At 61.8% G+C, this 26,304-nt stretch carries 25 protein-coding genes and 1 other RNA gene; 22 read left to right on the top strand and 4 right to left on the bottom strand.

Going from position 1 to position 26,304, the window contains the following annotated elements; translation table 11 throughout:
* The first annotated feature begins 2 nt into the window (after window positions 1-2).
* From AB5Y54_RS05685 to AB5Y54_RS05670, 4 genes are all read left to right on the top strand, one after another.
* Window positions 3-1,220: a cytochrome bc complex cytochrome b subunit gene (locus AB5Y54_RS05685; protein WP_010675853.1), complete on the top strand. Its 1,218-nt coding sequence runs from the start codon at window positions 3-5 to the stop codon at window positions 1,218-1,220.
* Entirely contained in the window at window positions 1,217-1,951 is a 735-nt protein-coding gene (locus AB5Y54_RS05680) for a cytochrome c1 (protein ID WP_039040484.1), read from the top strand. Before AB5Y54_RS05685 ends, AB5Y54_RS05680 begins: the two co-directional genes overlap by 4 nt.
* A gap of 87 nt (window positions 1,952-2,038) precedes the next feature.
* Complete coding sequence (sspA, locus tag AB5Y54_RS05675; protein WP_039040485.1) at window positions 2,039-2,668, top strand: stringent starvation protein SspA; 630 nt, start codon at window positions 2,039-2,041, stop codon at window positions 2,666-2,668.
* The gene (locus tag AB5Y54_RS05670) at window positions 2,665-3,096 is read left to right on the top strand and encodes a ClpXP protease specificity-enhancing factor (RefSeq protein WP_029314842.1); all 432 of its coding nucleotides are present in this window, start codon (window positions 2,665-2,667) and stop codon (window positions 3,094-3,096) included. The genes sspA and AB5Y54_RS05670 overlap by 4 nt, the downstream gene beginning before the upstream one ends.
* 43 nt (window positions 3,097-3,139) lie before the next feature.
* Here the strand turns inward: AB5Y54_RS05670 and dolP are convergent, their stop codons facing one another.
* The 4 genes from dolP to AB5Y54_RS05650 are packed head-to-tail and all read right to left on the bottom strand — an operon-like array spanning window position 3,140 to window position 6,426.
* Entirely contained in the window at window positions 3,140-3,718 is a 579-nt protein-coding gene (dolP, locus tag AB5Y54_RS05665; RefSeq protein WP_010675849.1) for a division/outer membrane stress-associated lipid-binding lipoprotein, read from the bottom strand.
* Window positions 3,719-3,722: 4 nt separating this feature from the next.
* Window positions 3,723-4,313, bottom strand: coding sequence for an SIS domain-containing protein (locus tag AB5Y54_RS05660; RefSeq protein WP_010675848.1), 591 nt, complete (start codon window positions 4,311-4,313; stop codon window positions 3,723-3,725).
* Between the two features lie 9 nt (window positions 4,314-4,322).
* Entirely contained in the window at window positions 4,323-4,718 is a 396-nt protein-coding gene (locus AB5Y54_RS05655; RefSeq protein WP_080770042.1) for a YraN family protein, read from the bottom strand.
* Window positions 4,636-6,426 carry a penicillin-binding protein activator gene (locus AB5Y54_RS05650; RefSeq protein ID WP_233466711.1) on the bottom strand — a complete coding sequence of 597 codons (1,791 nt, stop codon included), beginning with the start codon at window positions 6,424-6,426 and terminating at the stop codon, window positions 4,636-4,638. The genes AB5Y54_RS05655 and AB5Y54_RS05650 overlap by 83 nt, the downstream gene beginning before the upstream one ends.
* A 199-nt stretch (window positions 6,427-6,625) precedes the next feature.
* Between AB5Y54_RS05650 and rsmI the strand changes: the two genes are divergently transcribed.
* From rsmI to AB5Y54_RS05560, 18 genes are all read left to right on the top strand, one after another.
* Window positions 6,626-7,459 (top strand): 16S rRNA (cytidine(1402)-2'-O)-methyltransferase, encoded by an 834-nt coding sequence (rsmI, locus tag AB5Y54_RS05645; RefSeq protein ID WP_368153358.1) that lies wholly within the window; start codon window positions 6,626-6,628, stop codon window positions 7,457-7,459.
* Window positions 7,460-7,521: 62 nt separating this feature from the next.
* An RNA gene (gene rnpB / locus AB5Y54_RS05640) (RNase P RNA component class A) lies at window positions 7,522-7,908 on the top strand.
* Window positions 7,909-8,354: 446 nt separating this feature from the next.
* Complete coding sequence (gene mraZ, locus AB5Y54_RS05635) at window positions 8,355-8,813, top strand: division/cell wall cluster transcriptional repressor MraZ (RefSeq protein ID WP_039040489.1); 459 nt, start codon at window positions 8,355-8,357, stop codon at window positions 8,811-8,813.
* Window positions 8,814-9,752, top strand: a complete 939-nt coding sequence (rsmH, locus tag AB5Y54_RS05630) for a 16S rRNA (cytosine(1402)-N(4))-methyltransferase RsmH (protein WP_143238144.1) — start codon at window positions 8,814-8,816, stop codon at window positions 9,750-9,752.
* A 3-nt stretch (window positions 9,753-9,755) separates the two neighbouring features.
* A complete protein-coding gene (gene ftsL, locus AB5Y54_RS05625) occupies window positions 9,756-10,070 on the top strand; it encodes a cell division protein FtsL (RefSeq protein ID WP_010675842.1) in 315 nt (104 codons plus the stop codon).
* Entirely contained in the window at window positions 10,067-11,833 is a 1,767-nt protein-coding gene (locus AB5Y54_RS05620) for a penicillin-binding transpeptidase domain-containing protein (RefSeq protein WP_368153357.1), read from the top strand. Before ftsL ends, AB5Y54_RS05620 begins: the two co-directional genes overlap by 4 nt.
* Window positions 11,834-11,928: 95 nt before the next feature.
* Window positions 11,929-13,413: a UDP-N-acetylmuramoyl-L-alanyl-D-glutamate--2,6-diaminopimelate ligase gene (murE, locus tag AB5Y54_RS05615; protein ID WP_325784687.1), complete on the top strand. Its 1,485-nt coding sequence runs from the start codon at window positions 11,929-11,931 to the stop codon at window positions 13,411-13,413.
* On the top strand, window positions 13,410-14,765 hold the full coding sequence (gene murF / locus AB5Y54_RS05610; RefSeq protein ID WP_368153356.1) for a UDP-N-acetylmuramoyl-tripeptide--D-alanyl-D-alanine ligase: 1,356 nt from the start codon (window positions 13,410-13,412) through the stop codon (window positions 14,763-14,765). Before murE ends, murF begins: the two co-directional genes overlap by 4 nt.
* Window positions 14,759-15,841, top strand: a complete 1,083-nt coding sequence (gene mraY / locus AB5Y54_RS05605; RefSeq protein WP_010675838.1) for a phospho-N-acetylmuramoyl-pentapeptide-transferase — start codon at window positions 14,759-14,761, stop codon at window positions 15,839-15,841. The genes murF and mraY overlap by 7 nt, the downstream gene beginning before the upstream one ends.
* A 3-nt stretch (window positions 15,842-15,844) precedes the next feature.
* Window positions 15,845-17,128: a UDP-N-acetylmuramoyl-L-alanine--D-glutamate ligase gene (murD, locus tag AB5Y54_RS05600; protein ID WP_010675837.1), complete on the top strand. Its 1,284-nt coding sequence runs from the start codon at window positions 15,845-15,847 to the stop codon at window positions 17,126-17,128.
* Complete coding sequence (gene ftsW / locus AB5Y54_RS05595) at window positions 17,125-18,309, top strand: cell division protein FtsW (protein WP_010675836.1); 1,185 nt, start codon at window positions 17,125-17,127, stop codon at window positions 18,307-18,309. Before murD ends, ftsW begins: the two co-directional genes overlap by 4 nt.
* Window positions 18,306-19,373, top strand: coding sequence for an undecaprenyldiphospho-muramoylpentapeptide beta-N-acetylglucosaminyltransferase (murG, locus tag AB5Y54_RS05590; RefSeq protein WP_113978314.1), 1,068 nt, complete (start codon window positions 18,306-18,308; stop codon window positions 19,371-19,373). Before ftsW ends, murG begins: the two co-directional genes overlap by 4 nt.
* Window positions 19,374-19,483: 110 nt before the next feature.
* Window positions 19,484-20,938 carry a UDP-N-acetylmuramate--L-alanine ligase gene (gene murC / locus AB5Y54_RS05585; protein WP_041211792.1) on the top strand — a complete coding sequence of 485 codons (1,455 nt, stop codon included), beginning with the start codon at window positions 19,484-19,486 and terminating at the stop codon, window positions 20,936-20,938.
* 97 nt (window positions 20,939-21,035) lie between these two features.
* The gene (locus AB5Y54_RS05580; RefSeq protein ID WP_257707083.1) at window positions 21,036-21,788 is read left to right on the top strand and encodes a cell division protein FtsQ/DivIB; all 753 of its coding nucleotides are present in this window, start codon (window positions 21,036-21,038) and stop codon (window positions 21,786-21,788) included.
* Window positions 21,769-23,028, top strand: coding sequence for a cell division protein FtsA (gene ftsA, locus AB5Y54_RS05575; protein WP_010675832.1), 1,260 nt, complete (start codon window positions 21,769-21,771; stop codon window positions 23,026-23,028). Before AB5Y54_RS05580 ends, ftsA begins: the two co-directional genes overlap by 20 nt.
* Before the next feature lie 39 nt (window positions 23,029-23,067).
* Window positions 23,068-24,219, top strand: coding sequence for a cell division protein FtsZ (ftsZ, locus tag AB5Y54_RS05570; protein WP_005305686.1), 1,152 nt, complete (start codon window positions 23,068-23,070; stop codon window positions 24,217-24,219).
* A 102-nt stretch (window positions 24,220-24,321) separates the two neighbouring features.
* The gene (lpxC, locus tag AB5Y54_RS05565) at window positions 24,322-25,245 is read left to right on the top strand and encodes a UDP-3-O-acyl-N-acetylglucosamine deacetylase (RefSeq protein ID WP_010675831.1); all 924 of its coding nucleotides are present in this window, start codon (window positions 24,322-24,324) and stop codon (window positions 25,243-25,245) included.
* A gap of 140 nt (window positions 25,246-25,385) precedes the next feature.
* Window positions 25,386-26,291, top strand: a complete 906-nt coding sequence (locus AB5Y54_RS05560; RefSeq protein ID WP_039040495.1) for a M23 family metallopeptidase — start codon at window positions 25,386-25,388, stop codon at window positions 26,289-26,291.
* Window positions 26,292-26,304 lie beyond the last annotated feature (13 nt).

The following is a 26,304-nucleotide window of genomic DNA, read 5'->3' as shown; positions in this document are numbered from 1 at the left end:
CCATGTTTGCCAAACTCATGGGCTGGATCGATGATCGTTTCCCGCTCACGGCCATGTACAACGACCATATGGCCAAGTATCCGGCGCCCAAGAACCTGAACTTCTGGTACTTCTTCGGCTCGCTTGCCATGTTGGTGCTGGTCAACCAGATCATCACCGGCATCTGGCTGACCATGAACTACAACCCTTCGGCGGAAGGTGCCTTCGCTTCCGTGGAATACATCATGCGGGATGTGGATTACGGCTGGCTGCTTCGCTACATGCACTCCACCGGGGCATCCGCCTTCTTCATCGTGGTCTACCTGCACATGTTCCGCGGCATGATCTACGGCTCTTACCAGAAGCCACGGGAACTGCTGTGGATCTTCGGCATGCTGATCTTCCTGGTGCTGATGGCCGAGGCCTTCATGGGTTACCTGCTGCCCTGGGGGCAGATGTCGTTCTGGGGGGCCCAGGTCATCATCTCGCTGTTCGGTGCCATCCCCGTTATCGGTGACGATCTGACCCTGTGGATCCGGGGGGACTATGTCATCTCGGGTGCGACCCTGAACCGCTTCTTTGCGCTGCACGTCATCGCTCTGCCGCTGGTACTGGTGATGCTGGTGGCCATGCATATCCTGGCGCTGCACGAGGTGGGCTCCAACAACCCAGATGGCATCGACATCAAGAAGCACAAGGACGAGAACGGCTGGCCACTGGATGCGGTCGCGTTCCACCCCTATTTCACCGTGAAGGACATGATCGGGGTAGCCGGTTTCCTGTTCTTCTTCTGTGCCATCATCTTCTTCAAGCCGGATATGTGGGGCTATTTCCTCGAGAAACCGAACTTTGAGGTGGCCAACGGCCTGAAGACACCGGCGCATATCGCTCCGGTCTGGTACTTCACCCCCTTCTACGCCATCCTGCGTGCGGTGCCGGACAAGCTGCTGGGGGTCATCATGATGGGCCTCTCCATCGTGGTGCTGTTCCTGTTGCCCTGGCTGGATCGTTGCAAGGTGCGCTCGGTGCGTTACCGCAGCACCCTGCACAAGCTGAACATCGCCCAGTTCGTGGTCTGCTTCATTATTCTGGGGGTGCTGGGTGTGCTGCCATCAACCCCGACCCTGACGCTGATTGCACAACTCTGTACTCTGGGTTATTTCGGGTTCTTCGTCCTGTTGTTCTTCTACAGCAAGAATGAAAACACCAAGCCGCTGCCGGAGAGGGTGACATTCAAATGAAAAGAATAATTTTTGCAGTGCTGGCCCTGCTGCCTGGTCTGGTGTTGGCCTCTGGCGGTGGCTTCCCCCTCGACAAGGCGGAGTACGATCTGAGTGACAAGGCATCCCTGCAACGGGGGGCCGCCACCTTCATGAACTACTGTGCCGGCTGTCACTCCACCCAGTACCAGCGTTATAACCGGGTGGCGGCCGATATTGGCATTCCGGACGATCTGATGAAGGAGAACCTGGTCTTCACCGGCGCCAAGATCGGCGATCTGATGAAGAGTGCCATGTCCGAGAAGGATGCTGCGCGCTGGTTCGGCGCGCCGCCCCCCGACCTGACCCTGGTTGCCCGGGTGCGTGGTGCAGACTGGATCTACACCTATCTGCGATCCTTCTACGTGGACGAGACCCGTCCATTCGGGGTGAACAACGCCGTCTTCCCGTCCGTGGGTATGCCCCATGTGCTGGAGCCGTTGCAGGGGACGCCCCGCGCCGAGTTCGAGACGCACACCCTGGATGGCGTGGAGATGCAGCAAGTCGTCAGCATCAAATCTGACGGCAACGGTGAAATGAACAACGAAGAATATGATCAGACGGTACTGGATCTGGTAAACTTCTTGGTCTACTCGGCTGAGCCGGTGCAGCAGGAGCGCGAACGCATGGGCTTCTGGGTACTCGGATTCATCGCTATCTTCTTCATCTTCACTGTGCTGTTGAAGAAGGAATTCTGGCGCGACGTTCACTAAGCGACCAGATCGGAGTAATATGACGCACGGCAATGAAGACAGACATGCTTCATTGCCGTTTCTGCTTTTTAATGACGGGAGGGTTCAATGGCTGTAGCTGCCAATAAGCGTTCGGTAATGACGCTGTTTTCCGGTGCCAACGATATGTTCAGCCATCAGGTGCGTATTGTCCTGGCGGAGAAGGGTGTTAGCGTGGATATCTGCCAGGTTGATCCTGCCAACCTGCCGGATGAGCTGGCCGAGCTGAACCCGTACAACACTGTACCGACTCTGGTGGATCGCGAGCTGGCGTTGTACACCTCGCGCATCATCATGGAGTATCTGGACGAGCGTTTCCCGCATCCGCCCCTGATGCCGGTTTATCCGGTCGCGCGCGGCAACAGCCGTCTGATGATGCACCGCATCGAGCTGGACTGGTACTCTCTGGCCGACAAGATCATGGCGGGCACCGATACCGAAGCCGCCCGTGCCGAGTTGCGCGACAACCTGCTGGCCATCGCCCCCATCTTCGGCGAGATGCCCTACTTCATGAGCGAAGAGTTCGGTCTGGTCGACTGCTACATGGCGCCGTTGCTGTGGCGTCTGCCGAGCCTGGGCATCGATTTCACCGGCCGTGGCGCCAAAGAGCTGAAGGCTTACATGGTGCGCCTGTTCGAGCGTGAATCCTTCCAGGCTTCCCTGACCGAGGCCGAGCGCGAGATCCGTGCCGGCGTATGAGCATGGAACCGACAATGACACCCAGTCGCCCGTATCTGCTGCGGGCGTTTTTTGACTGGTTGCTGGATAACGATCTGACCCCCCATCTTGTGGTCAATGCCAACATTCCCCATGTGATGGTACCGATGCAGTTCGTGCAGGATGGCCAGATTGTTCTGAACATCGCCCCCCGGGCCGTGGGCCAGTTCCACATGGACAATGACGCTGTCAGCTTCAGCGCCCGTTTCGGTGGCGTATCGCAGCAGGTCTATATCCCCATGGCGGCCGTACTGGCCATCCATGCCAGAGAGAACGGAGTGGGGACCCTGTTCCCGCCGGAGCCCGGGTATGACCTCTGGCTGGAACAGGCACAGACACCCACGTCGGTTGACCCCGAGCCGGAACCACCGCGCCCGAGCGGTCGCCCGACTCTGAAAGTCATCAAATAAAAAACGCAGCCTGAAGGCTGCGTTTTTTCATCCTGCCAGATGGTCAATTCTGGGCAAACTCGAAGGCTTTGATCACCTGCTTAACGCCGCTGACGTGGCGGGCGATTTCCACGGCTTGATCCCCTTCCTGGCGGGTGACCAACCCAATGAGGAACACCTCGCCATTCTCGGTGACAACCTTCACCTTGGCGCTATCGAAGTTCTTGGTGCCCAGCATGTCGGCCCGCACCTTGGAGGTGATCCAGGTGTCATTGCTGCGCACGCCGATACTGACTGGTTTGCCAAGGCGCAGCTCGTTGTAGACATGGCGAACCCCTTCAATCCGGCTCACGATTCTGCCCGCTTCCTGTTTGTAAGCGTCAGAGGGTGTCTGACCCACCAGCAGCACACGGCCGTTGTTGCTGTAGACACTGATCTTGCTGGCGGCGCTCAGGGGCTTGTTGTCGGCCAACAGGTTGGCGGCTTTCAGCTCTATGGTCTGATCGTCCCACTGGGCACCCAGGGTGCGGCGATCGCCGCTCGCCTTGGCGGTGCCAGCCGCGCCACCGACCACCACGGCAGCACAGCCTTGCAGCAGCAGGACGCCGGTCAGCAGGGCAAGAGCGAGAATAGGCTTCTTCATGGTTTCAGTCTTCCTGTTGCGGGAAAAGTGTCTGGTCGATGAGATCACAGAGACAGTGCAGGGTCAACAGGTTCACTTCCAGAATACGAGGACGGCGAGCGGAAGGAACGCGGATCTCCACGTCATTGGGGCCCAGCAGACCGGCGATCTCTCCCCCGTCTCCGCCACCGAGAACAATGATGGTCATGTCGCGGGAGAGGGCGGCCTCCGCAGCCTTGATGAGGCTGCGGCTGTTGCCTGTCGTGGTGATGACCACCAGGATGTCGCCTGGTTGTCCCAGAGCACGTATCTGTTTGGCATAGACCTCTTCGAAACCGTGATCCGTGGCGATGGCGCTGATGGTCGCCATGTCGGGCGTCAGGGCGAGACCGGGCAGGGAGGGGCGAGGAGTTTCATAGCAGTTCACCAGTTCGGAAATGAACAGCTGTGCCAATGCCGAGGAAGGACCATTGCCACATGCCATCACCTTGTGGCCATTGAGCAGGCAGATGGTCAGCATCTGGGCTGCCGTATGGATGGCATCCGGCAGTGCTTCGGCGGCAGCTATCTTGGTCTGGATGCTTTCGGTGTAATTCTCTTTGATGGGATCAGTCATGGGGTCCTCTTAAAACGCGTTCTGGATCCAGTCCGGCTGGTCGCCCTCGAACGCGATCACATCGAATCGACAGGCCTGGTTGGCCTCATTGATGGCATGTTGCTTGAAATAGTGGCGCGCGGCCAGCACGATCTTGTGCTGTTTGCGCCGGGTGACCGAGCTGGCTGCACCGCCATGGGTGGCGTTGGCGCGATATCTCACTTCAACGAACACCAGGGTCTCTCCCTGGCGCATGATGAGATCGATCTCGCCGCCACGGCAGCGGTAGTTGCGGGTCACGGGTTGCAGGCCGCGGGCCTGCAACCAGCGTTCCGCTATTTGCTCAAAGTGTTGTCCCTTGCTCGTCGCTGCCGACGGCAACAGGTTCAACCACTGCTGGTGAAGTTGTGTCAGTAGCCTCTTCATGAGTCGCATCCTCCAGCTGGGGGGCGGCGCTGTCGCTGACCAGCTTGCCATTCTGGTAGGTGGCCCAGTCCAGCATGCGCACTATGTTGCCCTGGGGATCCACGCTCAGCTGGCCACTCATGCCGGGTTGCTGCATGGCATTGACCTTGCGCATTTGCGGCAGGTTGCCTGCCAGGCTGACGGCATCGTAGCCGAGGGCGAACAAGCGCAGCAGGTCGCCCTGGGTCTGGGGCCAGAGCAGGGCAATCTGTTCACGCTGCGTCTCGAAGCCACCCAGCAGCAGTGGCATGTCGGAGATATGCATGCCGTTGAGCTCGGATGCTACCTCGGTCGTCCCGCCGTCGTATCCCCGCGAGCTGCTGTAGATGGGCAGGCTGCCCATGGGGTTGACCGAGATGTCCACATAGGGCTTGATCATCCGGGTCTCCAGGCTGTTGGCCACCACATAGACGGCGTCGATGCTGCGCGGCGCGGCATCGGACAGCTGGACAATCTCCCCGGCTCGTGCGGTGGAACGGCCGCTCAGAGCGTTCTTGACCATGCCCTGCACTTCGTTGCGCGCCCCGAAGGTGGCAACCACGGGCTTCTCCTGGCTGACGCCGGCCCAGGCCTGCTCAAACGCCTTGATACTGCTGTAGCCAATCCGGCCTTGTGCCGCGATCAGCAGCGGCTTGCGGTAGCCCTGACCATAGAGGTACTGGGCCGCCTGGCTCGCATCGGCAGCGGCGGAGAGCGAGAAATAGAAGGTGTTGTCGTTGACGATCGGCTTGTCCAGCTCGTTGAGCGCCAGCACCGGCACGGTCGGACTCGACTTGAGCAGCTCCTCCACCTGATCCTTGAGCAGGGGGCCGATGATCATGTTGGCCCCTTCCTGAATGGCCTGCTTGTAGAGGTCCCCCATCGCCTTGCCCTGGGTATCATAGAAGTTCAGGGTGAACTGGCTCTGATTTTCTTTGTAGGACATCAACATGCCGTTGCGGATGGCGGCGCCCTGGGCTTCCAGGTTGCCGGAGAGCGGCAGGAAGACGGCGATCTGCTGCAGCGAACCGTTGTCCGTAGTAGCGAGATCCCCAAGGCCGGCCGGCATGTCGCTCTGGGCAGGGTGGTTAGGGAAGCTCTGCTTCCAGCCGGCAAGCTGGCGGGCCAGCTGGCTCGGCTGTGCCCCGAACTCGTTCACCAGCGCCGCCAGTCGCAGCCAGCCGGTGGTGACATCGGGAGCTGGCTCCTCTTCGAGCGCCTGCAGGGTGGAGGGGGTCATGCTTTTCAGCAGTGACCAGATCTGCTGGTGATTGGTGGCCAGCTCATTCTTGGCCAGATAAGGTTCCAGCAGGATCAGCGACTTGGCCGCACCAAACTTGTTGTTGATGTCGAGCTGCAGCACCACGCGCTGGCGGTACCAGTCCTTCTGGGTATCGGCATCCAGCACCACATCCGGCTTGCCTTCCAGCAGGATCAGCGCCTGGTTGGCGTTGCCCTGGGCGAGCAGCAGGTGTGCCTGCAGCAGTTGCAACTGCGCCTGCTGCACCGGGCTCTTCGCCTGCTTCTGCAACTGCTGATACAGAGCGGCAGCCGGTTTGGCCTGGCCGAGCGCCAGATAGCTGCGCGCCGCCATCATCTGCCACACGAAGGCCTCTGCCGGTTTGGCGGGATCCACTTGCTCCAGATACCACTGGGCATTCTTGGTCAGATCCGAGAAGGCTGACGGCATGCCGGGTTGTCCGGAAGATTGATTGGGCTCCGACGCACAGGCGGCGAGCAGGACTGCCGCGAGTAGGATGCCGAAGAGTCGTGATACACTTAGCTGCTTTATAACCCGGTTCAAGTTCATTCCCCGACCAGTGTTGAAATTCTCCATAGTGTAAACGGGCCAATATGGTGACACAATTGTCGGGACACTCGGAGCTCCCATGAGTGACATCCCAACCCTGTATATAGTCCCCACTCCGATCGGCAATCTGGCCGACATCACCCAGCGAGCACTGGACGTGCTGCGCAGCGTCGATCTGGTGGCCGCCGAGGATACCCGGCATACCGGGATCCTGCTCAGCCACTACCAGATCTCGGTATCGACCTTTGCCCTGCACGATCACAACGAGCAGCAAAAGGCGGATGTGCTGATCGCCCGCATCAAGGAGGGCAAGAGCGTGGCCCTGGTCTCCGATGCGGGGACGCCGCTCATCAGCGACCCCGGTTATCACCTGGTCACCCGTTGTCGCGAAGCCGGGGTCAAGGTGGTGCCGCTGCCCGGTCCCTGCGCTGCCATCACGGCGCTGTCCGCCGCCGGGCTGCCCACCGACCGCTTCGCCTTCGAGGGTTTCCTGCCGGCCAAGGCCAAGGGGCGGGATGATCGCCTGCAAGCCGTCATCGAAGACACCCGCTCTCTGGTGTTCTACGAATCGCCGCGCCGGGTGCAGGATACCGTGGAAGCGATTGCTCGCATCCTTGGCGAGCGCCAGGTGGTGGTGTGCCGCGAGCTGACCAAGACCTTCGAGTCCATCCACGGTCTGCCCGCCTCCGAGATGCTGGCCTGGCTCGGAGAGGGCGATAACCGTTGCCGCGGGGAGATCGTGCTGGTGGTCGCCGGTGCCAGCAAGGTGGATGACGAGTTGCCTGCGGAGGCGATCCGCACCCTGGGCCTGCTGGTCGGCGAGCTGCCCCTCAAGAAGGCTGCAGCCCTCACCGCCGAGATCCACGGGGTGAAGAAGAACGCCCTCTACAAATACGGTCTTGAGCACTATTAATTGCCGTAAACCGGAATTGACGGTTTACCCCGTCCGTCTCGCGAGGCTATAATCCGCGCCTCGGAGTTGGCTGGGCAATCGCTGCTTCGTCGTTGTGTCCCTCGGGACAGACGGGCGGAGGGGAGGAAAGTCCGGGCTTCACAGGGCAGGGTGCCAGGTAACGCCTGGGGGGCGCGAGCCTACGACCAGTGCAACAGAGAGCAGACCGCCGATGGCCCGCAAGGGATCAGGTAAGGGTGAAAGGGTGCGGTAAGAGCGCACCGCGCGACTGGCAACAGTTCGTGGCACGGTAAACTCCACCCGAAGCAAGACCAAATAGGCCCCTATTGGCGCGGCCCGCGTTGGGGGCGGGTAGGTTGCTTGAGCCAGCGAGCGATTGCTGGCCTAGAGGAATGATTGCTACCCGGGGCAACCCGGTACAGAACCCGGCTTACAGGCCGACTCCGACCTCTTTCCTGAAGAGCCTTGCGATTTATCGCAAGGCTCTTTTTATTAACCATAAAGTACTGCCTCGGTTGACTCGTGATATTTACTGTTGGGCTAGCTATGTTTAACAAATGTATTTTATATCAATCTGTTATGTGGAATTTTTCCATGTTCTGAATATCGTGATGGCGCTGGAGAAGCGCGGCCTGTATGGCTGATGTTTATTCGTGCAATTTGTCAGTTTTTTAATTGCTGAAAATTAATCGAGTTGCGGGTAACACAAATAACTTGTGGAAAATCAATTCATTTAATCGGTAGTCCCATCACGCTGCGTCAATATGTTCCCCATGCCCGAGATCCTTGCTTGAAAAGCCCCCTGCTCGTCCTTAAACTTCATGGTGGAGAAAAGTGGATCAAAGTGGTTTTATTGGGCATCTAGCCCCCATAACTCACCTTCGGGGACTGCAATTTGTTGCGTGGCGCTCACGCCATCAGCCTGGACAGCAAGGGGCGGTTGGCGATTCCGACCAAATTTCGTGATTGGCTGCGCGACGAATGCGACGGCCAGCTGGTCTGCACCATCGACATCGCCCATCCCTGTCTGCTGCTTTATCCCCTGAATGAATGGGAAGAGGTGGAGCGTAAGCTGAAGACCCTTTCCAGCACCAACCCGGCGGAGCGCCGCCTGCAACGTCTGCTGCTCGGCCACGCGGCCGAATGCGAACTGGATGGCAATGGCCGTCTGCTGCTTAGCCAGCCGCTGCGCAGCCATGCCGGGCTGGACAAGAAAGTCATGCTGGTGGGCCAGCTCAACAAATTCGAGCTGTGGGATGAAGCCCGCTGGCAACAACAGATCAACGACGACATCCTGGGCCTGCCCGAGGACGACTGGGCAAGTTCACCACGACTACAGGATTTTTCTTTATAAATGACCCAAGCCGCTGAACACATCACAGTGCTGTTGCACGAAGCCGTCGAAGGGCTGGCCATCAAGCCGGACGGTATCTACGTCGACGGTACCTTTGGCCGGGGTGGTCACTCTCGTCTCATTCTCCAGCATCTGGGCCCGAACGGTCGTCTGATCGCCATCGACCGGGATCCCCAGGCCATTGCCGAGGCGGCCAAGATCCAGGATCCTCGTTTCGAGATCGTGCACGGTCCCTTCTCCGGCATCACCCGTTATCTGACCGAGCGCGGCCTGCTGGGCAAGGTCGATGGCTTCCTGCTGGATCTCGGTGTCTCCTCCCCCCAGCTTGACGATGCCGAACGTGGCTTCAGCTTCATGAAGGACGGCCCGCTCGACATGAGGATGGATCCCACCTCCGGTCAGAGCGCCGCCGAGTGGCTGGCCCGTGCCGATGTGGACGACATCGCCTGGGTGCTGAAAACCTTCGGTGAGGAGCGCTTCGCCAAGAAGATTGCTCGCGCCATCGTGCACGATCGGGTGACAGAGCCCTATGTGCGCACCCGCCAGCTGGCGGAGATGATTGCCCGGGTCAACCCGAGCAAGGAGAAGGGCAAGCACGCGGCGACCCGCAGCTTCCAGGCCATCCGCATCTATATCAACAGCGAGCTGGACGAGATCGAAATCGCCCTCAACGGCGCGCTGGACGTGCTGGCTCCTCACGGTCGTCTCTCCGTCATCAGCTTCCACTCTCTGGAAGATCGGCTGGTGAAGCATTTCATTCGAAAGCATGAGAAAGGTCCGGAAGTACCCCACGGCATCCCCCTGACCGAAGCCCAGCTTGCCGGTGGTCGCAAGCTGAAGTCGATCGGCAAGGCGCTCAAGCCTTCCGACCACGAGGTCAATGAAAACACCCGGTCCCGCAGCTCGGTGCTGCGGGTCGCAGAGCGTCTTGCGGAGTAAACGATGAGCGATGTGCGCGTTCACCTCGCCAGGGAGATCGTTGCGGATCTCTGGCGCCACAAGTTGCAGGTCCTGTTGACCGTCGCCGTGCTGGTCACCGCCTTTGCGGTGATCCTGGTGACCAACATGACCCGGGGTCTGACGGCCAAGCAGAACGATCTGATGGCGGAGGAGGACAGGCTCAACATCGAGTGGCGCCACCTCTTGCTGGAACAGGGCACACTGGCTGAGCACTCCCGGGTGGCGAGTCTGGCCATGGACAAGTTGCAGATGGCTCGTCCCCTGGTGACCACTGAAAAGGTAATTACACAACCATGACACGCAAGGCCGCCACCAAGGCTCCGGCAAAGGACAAAGCCAAGGCGAAAGCACCCTCACTCTACCCGTGGCGCTTTCGTACCCTGGTTTTCTTCATCGGCATCGCGTTTGCGGGGCTGATCCTGCGGCTGGCCTGGATCCAGGTGATCGATCCTGACAGACTGCGCCAGGAGGGGGACATGCGCTCCCTGCGCACCACCTCCACCCAGGCGGTGCGCGGCATGATCACGGACCGCAATGGCGAACAGTTGGCGGTATCCGTACCGGTCGAAGCGGTCTGGGCTGATCCCAAGACGGTGCATGAGTCCGGTGCCATCCACAACGAGCGTGCCTGGCTGGCACTCTCCGCCGTGCTCAAGCTCGACATCAACACCCTCAAGCATCGCATCGCCAACCCGAGCAAGCGCTTCGTCTATCTGCAGCGGCAGGTGACGCCTGCGGTGGCCGAGTACATCAAGGGGTTGAAGCTGGGGGGCATCTATCTGCGCCCCGAGGCGCGCCGTTTCTACCCGACCGGCGAGATAAGCTCCCACCTGGTGGGGGTGACCAACATCGATGGCAGCGGCATCGAGGGGATTGAGCGCAGCTACAACGAGTGGCTGACCGCAACCCCTGGCGAGATGCGAGTGCGCAAGGACAGGCAGGGCCGCGTCATCGAGCGCCTAGGCCTGGTGAAAGAGGGCAAGCACGCCAACGATCTGCAGCTGAGCATCGATCAGCGGGTGCAGGCGCTGGCCTATCGCGCCCTCAAGCGGGCCACCGACGAGAACAAGGCGACCTCCGGCTCCATGGTGATGCTGGACGTGAAGACCGGCGAGGTGCTCGCCATGGTCAACACCCCCTCCTACAACCCGAACAACCGCGGCCAGTACCAGAGTTTCCGGGTGCGCAACCGGGTGGTCACCGACACCTACGAGCCTGGTTCCACGGTCAAGCCTTTGATTTTGTTGAGCGCCCTGCAGGCCGGCGTCACCAGCTGGAAGGATTTCATCCCGGGTGGGCCGCTCTTTATCGGGGCCAAGCAAATCCGTGACGTGAGCATCCACAAGGCGACCAACCTTTACGACATCCTGCGCTACTCCTCCAACATCGGCATGTCGCGCATCGCGCTGCGGATGCCGGCCCAGGAGATGATCAACACCCTGAGCATGGTGGGCTTCGGCATGGACACCGGCAGCGGCCTGATGGGGGAGAGCAGCGGCATGCTGCCCCAGCGTCGCCGCTGGTCCGACATCGAGCGGGCCACCCTGTCGTTCGGCTACGGCCTGCGGGTGACCCCGCTGCAGCTCGCCTCCGCCTACGCCACCCTGGCCAACAAGGGCAAGCGGGTGCCACTCTCCATCATCAAGGTGACCAAGCCGCCCAAGGGCGAGCAGGTCATCGACCACAACAACGCGGCCGCCATGTTGCAGGCGCTGGAGTACGTGGTCAGCAACGCCATTCCCAAGGCCCAGATCCCGGGCTACCGGGTCGGCGGCAAGAGTGGTACCGCCAAGGTCGCCGTGGCGGGGGGCTATGGCAAGGATTACATGGCCTGGTTTGCCGGCTTCGCCCCGGCCAGCAATCCCCGCTTCGTCATGGTGGTGGTGATCAACGAGCCCAAGGGGGATGCCTACTACGGCGGCGCCGTGGCGACGCCGCCCTTTGCCGAGGCCATGGGGGGCGTGCTGCAGCTCTTCAACATCCGTCCCGACGCGATCCCGCCCGAGGTGCCCACCAAGCTTGCCCGCACGGAGGCCACCAATGGCGCACCGCGTACTTGACGGGCATCCGGCTTTTTCCATCGGCCCCGCCGCTGTCGGGGCATTTTCCATGGTGCCCGTGTGCGCCCGCATTCCCGCATTTTCGGAGGCTGCCCATGCCGTCCATCTCACTTGATCAACTGATGAGCCGCTTCGGCATCACTGCCCCGGCGCTTCCCCTCACCGACCTCCAGCTCGACAGCCGGCGGGTCGGTCCCGGCTCTCTCTTCGTGGCGATCCGAGGCCATCAGGTGGATGGCAGGCGTTTCATCGAACAGGCGGTGGCTCAGGGAGCGACCGCCGTGCTGTTTGAGGAGGATGGGGAATTCGTCCCTCCTGTGGCCCAGATCCCCTGCATCGGCATGCAGGATCTGCCCGCCCGCCTCTCCGAGCTGGCCGGCCACTTCTACGATCATCCGGGGCAGAAACTGCAACTGGTGGGTATCACGGGCACCAACGGCAAGAGCACCACGGCCCTGCTGGTGGCGAACTGGCGCACCCTGCTGGGAGGCAAGGCCGGGGTGATGGGCACCATAGGCAACGGCCTGTTCGGCGAGCTGGTGGAAGCAGAGAACACCACCGGCAGCGCCGTGCAGGTGCAGGCCAATCTGGCCGCCTTGCAGCAACAGGGGGCCGATCTGGTGGCCATGGAAGTCTCCAGCCACGGTCTGGTGCAGCACCGCGTCGCCGCCCTGCCATTTGCCGCAGCTGTCTTCACCAACCTGAGCCGGGATCACCTGGACTATCACGGTTCCATGGAGGCCTATGCTGCCGCCAAGGAGGAGCTGCTGAAGCTGGTTGACGAACCCTGCGCCGTCATCAATGCGGACGACCGCCTGGGGCGGCAGTGGCTGGCGGCCTATCCCGGTGCGGTGGCCTTCGGCGTCAATGGCCCGATTGAAAACCATGCCGGACGACAGCTGACGGCGCAGGATCCCCATTTCCATCAACAAGGTTTTGACACGCGCATTAACTCCAGTTGGGGGAATGGTGTATTATCCGCCCCCTTGCTCGGCCGCTTCAACGTCAGCAACGTGCTGGGCGCCATGGGGGCCATGCTGGTGCTCGGCTACGATTTCGACGCCCTGCTGGCCACCGCGCCTCAGCTGCAGCCGGTGACCGGTCGCATGGAGTGCTTCGGCGGAGGCGATGCGCCGCTCGCCGTGGTCGATTACGCCCATACCCCGGACGCGCTGGAGAAGGCGCTGCAGGCCCTGCGGGTGCACTGCCACGGTCGCCTCTGGTGCCTGGTGGGCTGCGGCGGCGATCGGGATCGCGGCAAGCGGCCCATGATGGCCGCCATGGCGGAGCTGCATGCGGACTGCGTGATCCTGACCGACGACAACCCCCGTACCGAGGAGCCGGCCCGGATCATGGCCGACATGGTGGCGGGGCTTCGCGATCCCGGCGCCGTGCAGATCGAGCACGACAGGGTCAAGGCGATCCGGCTGGCGCTGAGTCAGGCTAGTAAAGAGGACATCATCCTGGTGGCCGGCAAAGGCCACGAGGATTATCAGATCATTGGAACCGACAAGCGGCACTACAGCGACCGGGAAACCGTCGCGGCCGCCTTGCACACATTAATGGAGTCATTCAGATGATGACCCTCAGGCTTGCCGACCTGGCGCAGGTGCTCGATGCCCGTCTGATCGGGAGCGACCATGAGATCACGGCGGTCAGCACCGACACCCGTACCCTGGGCGAAGGGGCGCTGTTTGTCGCCCTGCGCGGCGAGCGTTTCGACGCCCACGATTTCTGCGACCAGGCGGTGGCCGCCGGCGCCAGTGCCCTGCTGGTGGAACGCGAGCTGCCCCTGGCCATACCGCAACTGGTGGTGGCCGACAGCCTCAAGGGGCTGGGGCGTCTGGGCCGGCTGGTGCGCGAGCGCATCAACCCGAAAGTGCTGGCCATCACCGGCAGCTGCGGCAAGACCACGGTGAAGGAGATGGCCACCGCCATCCTGCGCTGCGAGGGGGAGGTGCTGGCCACCGCTGGCAACTTCAACAACGAGGTGGGGGTGCCGCTCACCCTGCTGCGCCTCGAGCCGCAGCACCAGTTTGCGGTGATGGAGCTGGGGGCCAACCACCCGGGGGAGATCGCCTGGACCACGTCGCTGGCCAAGCCCGATGCCGCCATCATCAACAACGTGGCGGCGGCCCATCTGGAGGGCTTCGGCTCCCTGGAGGGGGTCTTCCATGCCAAGAGCGAAATCTTCGAAGGCCTGCGCGAGGGCGGCAGCGCCATCGTCAATGCCGACAACGAATTCTGGCCCAAGTGGCGTGAGCAGGGCATCCGCTGCGCCTTCTCCCTCGAGGATCAGAGCCAGCCGTTCCATGCCCGCGACATCGTGCTCAACGAGCAGGGCTGCGCCGGATTCGTGATGGTCACCCCGCAGGGTGAGGTGGCGTTGACCCTGGCCATTCCGGGCCGCCACAACGTGGCGAACGCTCTGGCCGCCGCCGCCGGGACTCTGGCGCTCGGTGCTTCTCTGGCCTCGGTCAAAGCCGGTCTGGAGCAGATGGCGCCGGTCAAGGGCCGCTTCTGCGTGCAGCGCTGGGGTGGTCTCACCCTGGTGGACGACACCTACAACGCCAGCGTGGAGTCCGTGCTGGCGGGTATCGATGCCCTGACCGCCATGAACGGCTACAAGGTGCTGATATTCGGTGACATGAAAGAGTTGGGTGAGGAGTCCGCCGCGCAGCATGCCCGGGTCGGACACCACGCCCGTGAGCAGGGCCTCGATGCCGTGCTGACCGTAGGGGAACAGAGTCGCCACACCGCAGATGCCGCGGCTGGCCGACATTTCGATAACAAGGCGTCGTTGTTTGAAGTGCTTGCGCAAATGATAAAGACACATCAGGAAATTTCGATTCTGGTCAAGGGCGCCCGTGGCTCCCGCATGGAAGATATCGTCGAGATGGTCAAGGGCCATCAGGAGTCAGCCACATGCTAGTCTGGCTGGCGGAACTGCTCACCCCGCACTTCACCTTCTTCAACGTCTTCTCCTACCTGACGTTTCGCGCCATCCTGTCGATTATCACCGGTCTGGTGGTGGCGCTCTGGATGGGGCCGCGCCTCATCCGTCGCCTGCAGATCATGAAGTTCGGCCAGGTGATCCGCAACGACGGTCCCGAATCCCACCTCAGCAAGAAGGGCACCCCGACCATGGGCGGCCTGATGATCATCGCCGCCATCTTCACTTCTGTGCTGCTCTGGTGTCGCCTCGACAACCCCTATGTCTGGCTGGTGCTGTTCGTGCTGGGGGCCTATGGCGCCATCGGCTTTGCCGATGACTATCTCAAGGTGGTGCGCAAGAACACCGACGGCCTCATCGCCCGCTGGAAGTACTTCTGGCAGTCCGCGGTCGCGCTGGGTGTGGCAGTCTTCCTCTACGCCACGGCCACCCACGATGGTCAGACCCAGCTGGTGGTCCCCTTCCTCAAGGATGTGATGCCCCAGCTCGGCCTGATGTTCATCCTGCTGACCTACTTCGTCATCGTCGGTACCTCCAACGCGGTCAACCTGACCGATGGCCTGGATGGCCTCGCCATCATGCCCACCGTGATGGTGGCGGGGGGCTTCGCCCTGATCGCCTGGGCGACCGGCAACGTCAACTTCGCGAACTACCTGCACATTCCCTACGTGCCCTACACCTCCGAACTGGTGATCGTCTGTACCGCCATCGTGGGCGCGGGCCTGGGCTTCCTCTGGTTCAACACCTACCCGGCCCAGGTCTTCATGGGGGACGTGGGTTCCCTGGCCCTGGGCGGCGCGCTCGGTACCATAGCCGTGCTGGTGCGCCAGGAGTTCCTGCTGGTGATCATGGGGGGCGTCTTCGTGATGGAGACCGTCTCGGTGATCCTGCAGGTCGGGTCCTACAAACTGCGCGGCGTGCGGATCTTCCGCATGGCCCCCATCCATCACCACTATGAGAAGAAGGGCTGGCCGGAGCCGCGCGTCATCGTGCGCTTCTGGATCATCACCCTCATGCTGGTGCTGCTTGGCCTCGCCACCCTGAAGGTGAGGTAAGCCATGGTCATCATCATCGGACTCGGCAAAACCGGACTCTCCTGCGTCGATTACTTCCTCGACCGCGGCGTCACGCCGCTGGTGATGGACACCCGTGCCAACCCGCCGGGCAAGGACGAGCTTCCCCCCGAGGTGGAGCTCATCCACGGGCTGGACGCGGAGCGGCTCAAGCAGGCGCACATGATAGTGGCGAGCCCGGGCATCGCCCTGGCGACCCCGGAGTTGAAGGCCGCCGCCGAGTTCGGGGTGCGCATCGTCGGTGACATCGAACTGTTCGTGCGTGAAACCCAGACGCCCGTCATCGCCATCACCGGCTCCAACGGCAAGAGCACGGTCACCACGCTAGTGGGTGAGATGATCGCCGAGGCGGGGCTCAAGGTCGGTGTGGGGGGCAATATCGGCACCCCGGCGCTGTCGCTCCTCAAGCAGCCCATGGATCTCTGCGTGCTGGAGCTCTCCAGCTTCCAGCTCGAGACCACCTGCAGCCTGCGGGCCGCCGCCTCCGTGGTCTTGAACCTCAGTGAAGATCATATGGATCGCTATGCCGGCATGGCGGATTACCGCGCCGCCAAGATGGAGATCCATCAGCACTCCCAGCACATCCTGATCAATCGCGACGATCCCCAGACCCTGCCCGATGTGGGTCAGGTGTGGCAGAGTTTCGGCCTCGACTGCAACGGCTACGGTCGCTGCGAGCTGGAGGGCCGTCACTGGCTGACCTTGCACGGCGAGCCGCTCCTGGCGGTGGACGAGATGAAGATAGTGGGTGCCCACAACCAGGCCAATGCCCTGGCGGCCATGGCCCTGTGCGATGCGGTGGGCATTCCCCGAGAGGCACAACTTGCCGTGCTGCGCCGCTTTGAAGGCCTGCCTCACCGTGCCCGCTTCGTGCGGGAGGTAAATGGGGTGCGCTGGATCAACGACTCCAAGGCCACCAACGTGGGGGCGACCCTGGCCGCCGTGGCCGGGGTGCGTGAAGCGGTCAAGGGCCGCCTGCTGCTGCTGGCCGGTGGCCAGGGCAAGGGGCAGGACTTCGGCCCGGTGCAGGCCCTGCTCGGCAGCCAGATCGATCACATGTACTGCTTTGGTCAGGATGCCGAGGTGCTGCTGGCCCTGGGCGAACAGACCGAGCGGGTTGCCGATCTTGACGCTGCTGTCGCCAAGGCGGCGGCCGACGCCAGGCCCGGAGACTGGGTGCTGCTGGCGCCGGCCTGCGCGAGCCTGGATCAGTTCAAATCCTTTGAAGCGCGCGGCGATCGCTTCACCGAACTGGTGATGGGCTTATGAACGCCCTGCGCGTGGTTGCGGGATTCTTGCAGCGCTGGTTGCTACCGGCGCGCCCCGCCGGTCTCTACGATCGGCAACTGGTGGTACTGGCCCTCGCACTGATGGGCGTCGGGCTGGTGATAGTGGCGTCCGCTTCCATTCCGGAGGGGATCGCCATCAACAACGATCCCTTCATGTTCGTGAAGCGCCACGGCATGTTCCTGGTGATGGCGCTGGGTATCTCCTGGTTCGTGTTGCAGGTGCCCATGGCACGCTGGCAGCACTACAACGGCCCCATGTTGTTGCTGGCCATCGTGCTGCTGGTGATGGTGCTGCTGGTGGGGCGCAGCGTCAACGGCTCGGTACGCTGGCTGCCGCTGGGCCCCTTCAACCTGCAGCCGGCCGAGTTCGGCAAGCTGGCGCTGTTCGTCTATCTGGCGGGTTATCTGGTGCGTCGCCAGAGCGAGGTGCGCGAACGCTTCATCGGTTTCATGAAACCCATGGCGGTGCTGTTCGTGGTGGCCATCCTGCTGCTGGCCCAGCCGGATCTCGGGTCAGTGGTGGTGATGTTCGTCACCTCCCTCGGGATGCTGTTCCTGGCCGGTGCCCGGCTGGTGCAGTTCATCGGTCTCATCCTGGTGGGGGTGAGCGCCGTGGTGACCCTGATCATCGCGGAGCCCTACCGGATGCGGCGGGTGACCTCCTTCCTCGACCCCTGGGCAGATCCCTTTGGCAGCGGCTATCAGCTGACCCAGTCCCTGATGGCCTTTGGTCGGGGGAGCTGGTTTGGCGAGGGGCTCGGCAACTCCATCCAGAAGATGGAGTACCTGCCGGAGGCCCACACCGACTTCGTGTTCGCCATTCTGGGCGAAGAGCTGGGCTACGTGGGGGTGCTTGGCGCACTCTTCCTGATTTTTGCGCTGGCGGTGAAGGCGCTCAAGCTGGGTCACCAGGCGCTGGTGGCCGAGCGGCTCTATGAAGGTTATCTGGCCATCGGCATCGGCATCTGGTTCAGCTTCCAGACTTTCGTCAACGTCGGTGCCGCCAGCGGCATGATGCCTACCAAGGGGCTGACCCTGCCACTGGTCAGTTATGGCGGCTCCAGTCTCATCATCATGATGGTGGCGGTGAGCATGTTGATTCGTATCGATTTCGAGTTGCGCCAGGCAAGTGCCCAGGCGCGCGTGCGGGAGGTTGCGTGAGCAAGACGTTACTGGTGATGGCGGGTGGTACCGGGGGCCATGTGTTCCCCGGCCTGGCCGTCGCCGATCGCCTCAAGGCCCAGGGCTGGACCATCCACTGGCTCGGCACTGCCGACCGGATGGAGGCGGAGCTGGTGCCTGCCCATGGTTATCCCATCTCCTTCATTGACATCCAGGGGGTGCGTGGCAACGGCATCAAGCGTCTGCTCGCGGCGCCCTACCGTGTCATCAAATCCGTGCTGCAGGCCCGCCAGGTGCTCAAGACCATCCAGCCCGATGTGGTGCTGGGCATGGGGGGCTTCGCCTCCGGCCCGGGTGGCGTGGCCGCCTGGCTGTCCGGCATTCCGCTGCTGCTGCACGAGCAGAATGCCGCCGCCGGCCTGACCAACAAGCTGCTGGCCCGTATCGCCAGGCGGGTACTGATGGCCTTCCCGGGTGCCTTCGCCCCCAATGCCCGTACCGCCGTGGTGGGCAACCCGGTGCGCCCCGAGGTGGTGGCGCTGCCGGATCCCCAACTGCGCAGCAGCAGCGATCCTCTGCGCCTGCTTGTGGTTGGTGGCAGCCTGGGGGCCCGGGTCCTCAACGAGCAGGTGCCTCCTGCGGTTGCAGCTGCCGGTGTGCCCATCGAGGTGCGTCACCAATGCGGCAAGGGCAACGAGGAGGCCGTGGCTGCTTCCTATGCCGGGCTGGGGGTCGAGGCCGAGGTGAGTGAATTTATCAAGGACATGGCGGATGCCTATGCCTGGGCGGACCTGGTGGTGTGCCGCGCCGGCGCATTGACCGTCTCCGAAGTGGCCGCTGCCGGTGTGGCCGCCATCTTCGTGCCCCTGCCCCATGCGGTGGACGATCACCAGACCCGCAACGCCTTGACCCTGGTCGACGGCGGTGCGGCCGAGTTCCTGCCCCAGTCCGAGCTGACGCCGGCGGCGCTGGCGTCGCGCCTATCCTGGCTCGCCGGGCGCAGGGAAACCCTGTTGAACATGGCCCAGGCCGCGCGCCGGGTCGCCATCATCGATGCTGCCGAACGGGTTGCCGATGAGTGCAAACGGCTCGCCACCGGCTGAGCCAAACGAGATGGAAGGCCCAGATGTGCCGCCAAGGCCCCGCTTCTGTCTTCGAACTGATGAATGTCGCCGAATGAAAATGGCCTGTGGCCGCGAATTGAGAAAGAACTATGACCAAGGTTGAACTGGCAAAACTGCGTACCGTTATCCCCGAAATGCGCCGCGTGCGTCGCATCCACTTCATCGGCATCGGTGGCGCCGGTATGGGCGGTATTGCGGAAGTGCTTGCCAATGAAGGGTATCAGGTGACCGGCTCGGATCTGGCCCGCAACGGGGTGACCGAACGCCTGGCCTCTTTGGGCGCACACATCTTTGTCGGTCACAGTGCCGAGCATGTAGACGGTGCCAGCGTGGTGGTGGTTTCCACCGCCATCAAGCAGGACAACCCCGAGCTGCTGGCTGCCCGCGAGCTGCGTATTCCCGTGGTGCGCCGCGCCGAAATGCTGGCTGAGCTGATGCGCTTTCGTCACGGCATCGCCATTGCCGGGACCCACGGCAAGACCACCACCACCAGTCTGGTGGCGAGCATCTATGCCGAGGCGGATCGCGACCCCACCTTCGTCATCGGCGGTCTGCTTAACAGCGCCGGCACCAATGCCCGCCTGGGCAGCAGCCGTTATCTGATTGCCGAGGCGGACGAGAGCGACGCCTCCTTCCTGCATCTGCAACCCATGGTCTCCATCGTGACCAATATCGAAGCGGATCACATGGACACCTATGGTGGCGATTTCTCCCGGTTGAAGGCCACCTTCATCGATTTCCTGCACAACCTGCCGTTCTACGGCCTGGCTGTAGTGTGCGTGGATGACCCGGTGATCCGCGGCATGCTGCCGGAGATCGCCCGTCCTACCCTCACCTACGGTCTGAGCGATGATGCCGATGTGCAGGTGCTGGACTTCGTGCAGACCAGCAATCGCAGCCGTTTCCGGGTGCGCCGTGCGGGGGCGGGTGAGCTGGAGGTGACCCTGAATCTGCCGGGCATCCACAACGCCCTCAACGCCGCCGCCGCCATCGCGGTGGCAACCGAAGACGGCATCGGCGACGAGGCCATCATCCAGGCACTTTCCAAGTTTGAAGGGGTGGGGCGCCGCTTCCAGCAATATGGCGAGTTTGAAACCGGCCGTGGCAAGGCCATGCTGGTGGACGATTACGGTCATCACCCGAGCGAAGTGAAGGTGACCATCAACGCCGCTCGCGCCGGCTGGCCCGAGAAGCGGCTGGTGATGGTGTTCCAGCCGCACCGCTACAGCCGGACCCGGGATCTCTACGAAGATTTCGCGGATGTGCTTTCCAAGGTGGACGTGCTGGTGATGCTGGAGGTCTATGCCGCCGGTGAAGAGCCCATTCCCGGTGCCGATGGCCGTGCCTTGTGCCGTTCCATCCGCTCCCGCGGCACCCTGGAGCCCATCTTTGTCGCAACGCCGGACGATGTGCCCGCGGTGCTGGCCGACCTGATTGGCGAGGGGGATCTGGTATTGACCCAGGGGGCGGGTAACGTCGGTGCGCTGGCCCGTCGTCTCGGCGAGATGAAATTGAGCGTGGATAGCATGAAATCCGGTGCCTGAGGGCCCAATGAGTATTTTGACCGCCAAGCCGAGGCCTATATAATGGCGAACCGGTCTGCAAGTGGCCGGCATGGCGCGTTTTACGGGGATCGATCGGGTGGAGGCAAGGGCACAAGGGCGCACCAAGGGGGGCTTCATCGCCGGGGTGGCATTTTTCATCCTGGTCATGTGGGGGCTCTACCAGACTGCGCTGGATGTTAAAGACTGGCTGACGGATGCCAGTCGGTTGCCCATGAGCGAGCTGTTGCTGCAGGGGCAACACGAATATTTGAAGGCCGATGAGTTGCGTGCTGCCGTGCTGGATGGTGCCGAACTTCGCAACTTCTTCGAGCTGGATGTGAACGAATTGCAGGCGCGTCTGAACGCGCTGCCCTGGGTGGCCCAGGTCTCGGTGCGAAAGAAGTGGCCGAACAAGATCAAGGTCTTTCTCACGGAACAGGATGTGGCGGCTCGCTGGAACGGCAACCGCTTTGTCAACACCAAGGGTGAGGTATTCAGTGCCCCGGACAGGGTGAAGAAGCCCCTGATGCAGTTGTCCGGGCCCGATGATCAGGCCGCCAAGGTGCTGGAAGCCAGCCATCAGTACGAAACGCTGCTGGCGGCCAAGGGATACAAGTTGCTGGGGGTGAATCTGACCCCCCGCCATGCCTGGGAACTGACCCTGGATGGCAACATTCAGCTGTTTGTGGGGCGCTCGGATATCGCGCTTCGTCTGCAGCGGTTTATCGATGCCTTTCCGGTCATCGAGCCCCGTGAGCGGGTTGCTTACGTGGATCTTCGATACGACACCGGGATGGCAGTTGGCTGGAAGAAAAGCGAAGAGAAAGTGAATGACCAACACCGCAGATAGAAATTTGATTGTCGGACTGGATATCGGCACGACCAAGGTGGCGGTACTGGTTGGCGAAGTATTGCCTGATGGCGAACTCAATGTCATCGGCATGGGCAGCCACGCTTCTCGCGGGATGGAGAAGGGCGGGGTCAATGACCTCGACTCCGTGGTCAAGTCCCTGCGCCGCGCGGTGGAAGAGGCCGAGATGATGGCAGACTGCCAGATCAGTTCCGTCTATCTGGGGCTGTCCGGCAAGCACATCGATTGCCGCAACGAGACCGGCATGGTGCCCATCTCCGACGAAGAGGTGACCCAGGAGGATGTGGACAACGTCATCCACACCGCCAAGTCGGTGCGGTTGTCTGACGAGCTGCGGGTGCTGCACGTGCTGCCTCAGGAGTTCGCCATCGACTATCAGGAAGGGATCAAGAACCCGGTCGGCCTCTCCGGCGTGCGGATGGCAGCCAAGGTGCATCTCATCACCTGCCACAACGACATGGCGCGCAACATCGAGAAGTGTGTGGAGAAGGTGGGTCTGCGGGTGGATCAGCTGATCTTCTCCGCCCTGGCCTCCAGCTACGCCGTGCTGACCGAAGACGAGAAGGAGCTGGGTGTCTGCGTGGTGGACATCGGTGGCGGCACCATGGACATGTCGCTCTTTACCGGCGGCGCCCTGCGCCACACCAAGGTGATTCCCTATGCGGGCAGCACGGTGACCAGCGACATCGCCTATGCCTTCGGCACGCCGCCGCTGGATGCGGAGGCGATCAAGGTGCGCTATGGCTGTGCCCTCGGCCGCCTGGTCAGCAAGGAAGACAATATCGAAGTGCCCAGTGTCGGCGGTCGCCCGGCACGCAGCCTGCAACGGCAGACACTGGCGGAAGTGATTGAACCCCGTTACACCGAGTTGCTCTCCATGGTGAATGACGAGCTGGTGCGGGTGCAGAGCGAATTGAAGGCACAGGGGGTCAAGCATCAGCTGGCCGCCGGTGTGGTCTTGACCGGTGGCGCGGCCCAGATCGAAGGCATTGTGGAGTGCGCAGAGCAGATCTTCCAGAGCCAGGTCCGGGTAGGCGAGCCCATGAATATCCGGGGATTGAGTGACTACGTACAGGCACCGGTGTACTCGACTGCGGTCGGGTTGTTGCAGTACGGCCGCACCAACCAATCCACCGGCAGTAACAAGGAATATGCCGCCAAGGCAAGCGTAGGTGGGCTGGTCAAACGGGTCAGCAACTGGTTGCGTGGCGAGTTCTAAAGATTTTGCTGAGTCAGGCAAATAAAGCGGAGAGACAACATGTTTGAATTTATGGATAGCCACACTGACGAAGCCGTCATCAAGGTGATAGGTGTGGGTGGCGGCGGCGGCAACGCAGTCGAGCACATGGTTCGTCAAAACATCGAGGGTGTCGAGTTCATCACCGTGAACACCGACGCCCAGGCACTGCGCAACTCCAGTGCCAATACCACCTTGCAGATCGGCGGTGGCATCACCAAGGGTCTGGGTGCCGGGGCCAACCCGGAAGTGGGTCGTGACGCCGCCATGGAAGACAGGGAAGCGCTGCGCGAGCTGCTGACCGGTTCCGACATGGTGTTCATCGCTGCCGGCATGGGTGGTGGTACTGGTACAGGTGCTGCCCCGATCGTGGCCGAAGTGGCCCGCGAGATGGGTATCCTGACCGTTGCCGTCGTGACCAAACCGTTCTCCTTCGAAGGGAAGAAGCGGATGGGCTTCGCCGCTCACGGCATCGAAGAGCTCTCCAAGAACGTCGACTCCCTGATCACCATCCCCAACGATAAGTTGCTGAAGGTGCTGGGTCGCGGCATCTCCCTGCTGGACGCCTTCAAGGCGGCCAACGACGTGCTGCTGGGTGCAGTACAGGGCATCGCCGAGCTGATCACCCGCCCGGGCCTCATCAACGTCGACTTCGCGGACGTACGTACCGTGATGCGCGAGATGGGTACCGCCATGATGGGTACCGGCTCCGCCTCCGGTGACGACCGTGCCGAAGAAGCGGCCGAGAAGGCCATCTCCAGCCCGCTGCTGGAAGACGTGGATCTGGCCGGTGCCCGCGGCATCCTGGTCAACATCACTGCTGGCATGGACATGACCATCGAAGAGTTCGAGACCGTGGGTAACGCGGTCAAGGCCTTCGCGTCCGAGAACGCTACCGTGGTGGTGGGTACCGTAATCGACCCGGAAATGCACGACGAACTGCGCGTTACCGTAGTGGCGACCGGTATCGGTGCCGAGCGCAAGCCCGACATCACTCTGGTCAAGAACAACATGGTTCAAGAGCGTCCGGCCCGTCAGCCCCTGATCAGCGAAGCCCTGCAGTCTCGCGTGATGGAAGAGGCCCCGGCCAAGGTGGTGAACGCCGAACCGCAAGCTCGTCGCGAACCGGATTATCTCGATATTCCTGCGTTCCTGCGCAAGCAGGCAGACTAAGCCTCTGATGGCTCTGGTTTGTTTGTTGCTTAAGGATTGTGCTAAGATGGCCCGGCAACGACCATCTGGTCAGGAATTTGAGCTGTTAAAGCGGATACGCCCATGATTAGACAAAGAACCTTGAAAACGAGTGTCCAGGCCACCGGTGTGGGCCTGCATTCGGGCCGGAAAGTCACTATGACGTTCCGTCCGGCGCCTGTTAACACAGGGATCGTTTACTTGCGTACCGATCTGAATCCTGTGGTCGCGCTGCCAGCCAACGCCGATCAGGTGCGTGATACTGTGCTTTGTACCGCTCTGGTGAACGAAGCCGGTGTTCGCGTGTCGACCATTGAACATCTGTCTGCCGCTCTGGCCGGGATGGGGATCGACAACCTCTATGTCGAGGTTGATGCCCCCGAGATCCCGGTAATGGACGGCAGTGCGCATCCGTTCATCTATCTGCTGCAGGAAGTGGGTATTCGTGAACAGAACGCGCCCAAGCAGTTCGTGCGGATCAAGCAGAGCATCCGGGTTGAAGACGGCGACAAGTGGGCGGAATTCCACCCCTATCGCAACGGCTTCAAGATGGATCTCGAGATCGATTTCCAGCATCCGGTGTTTGAAGGCCGCAACCAGCGTTGCGTGCTGGACTTCTCCGGCAGCTCCTTCGTGAAAGAGATCAGCCGTGCCCGTACCTTCGGCTTCATGCGTGATATCGAGTACCTGCGTTCCCAGAACCTGGCACTGGGCGGCAGCCTGGAAAACGCCGTGGTGCTGGATGACTACCGGGTGCTGAACGAAGATGGTCTGCGCTACGAAGACGAGTTCGTGAAGCACAAGATGCTGGATGCCATCGGCGATCTGTACATGTGCAATCGCAGTATCATCGGTGAATTCCGTGCCTACAAGACGGGCCATGCCCTGAACAACAAGCTGCTGCGTGCCCTGCTGGCCCAGCAGGAGGCCTGGGAACTGGTGACCTTCGAGGGTGAGGGCGACAAAGCGCCTATCGCTTACTACGACAACGGTCTGGTTCTGGCCTGATAGCTGTGCAACAGGACGTCGGTCATCTCTCCGCACCGACGTCCTGTCATTTGTTTATTCCATCCTTTAATACCGATTATCTCCCGGTTTTATTGCCCGTGCAGGCCCTTGGCCTCACCTGACCGAGAAGACAGATTTCTATGAGTATTACCCTGATCCTCCACGGTAAGCAGCGCCGCAGGTTGCACTTACCCAAACAACGTCTGGCCTGGGTCGGCGGTATTCTCTTCACTGTATTGGCCTTGGGGGGCGGCTGGCTCTGGCAGAGCTGGCAGCAGAAAATGGAGGCGCTGGAAGTGGCGCTGACCCTGGCGCAGCAGCAAAAATCCACGCAAGGGGCCGATGAAGCCCGCGAACAGCTTGCCATGCTGGCCGCCCAGGTGGGCACCATGCAGGGACAACTGGGTCGCCTCAACGCCCTCGGCGAGCGCCTGACCGAGAAGGCGGACCTCGATCCCGAGGAGTTCAACTTCAAGGAGCTGCCCCCGATGGGCGGCCCTTCCTACGATGCAGACCTGGAAGTCAGCCTGGGTGAACTGCAAGATTCCATGGAACACCTCAGCCGTCAGCTCAGCAGCCGCGAAGAACAGCTGTCGGTACTTGAATCCTTCATCATGAACCACCATATCACCGATGCGGGTTTCATCCCCGGCTCACCAGTCAAGCAGGAGCGTGTCTGGATCTCCTCCGGTTTCGGTGGGCGGGTCGATCCGTTCAACGGTCGCGCCAAGATGCACAAAGGGGTGGATTTCCGCGGCAGGCCCGGCACCCCCATCCTGGCGACAGGCAAGGGGATTGTCAGCTGGGCGGGGCGCCATCCGGAGTTTGGCAACATGGTGGAGATTGACCATGGCAATGGTCTGGTCACCCGCTATGCCCACAATTCCAAGTTACTGGTGGATGTGGGCACCCTGGTCGATGAGGGCCAGAAGATTGCCCTGATGGGGCGAACCGGTCGTGCAACCGGAGTTCATTTGCATTACGAAGTGTTGAAAGATGGTCGTCAGGTCAACCCCGCGCGCTTTCTGAATGCCAGACGGGGTTAGGTTTTTTCTTCAG

The organism is Aeromonas sp. s9 (genome assembly GCF_040907765.1).
In the GTDB taxonomy this organism is placed as follows: domain Bacteria; phylum Pseudomonadota; class Gammaproteobacteria; order Enterobacterales; family Aeromonadaceae; genus Aeromonas; species Aeromonas caviae.
Note: the sequence above shows the minus strand (reverse complement) of the source record. Positions and strands in the feature narration are given on the sequence as shown.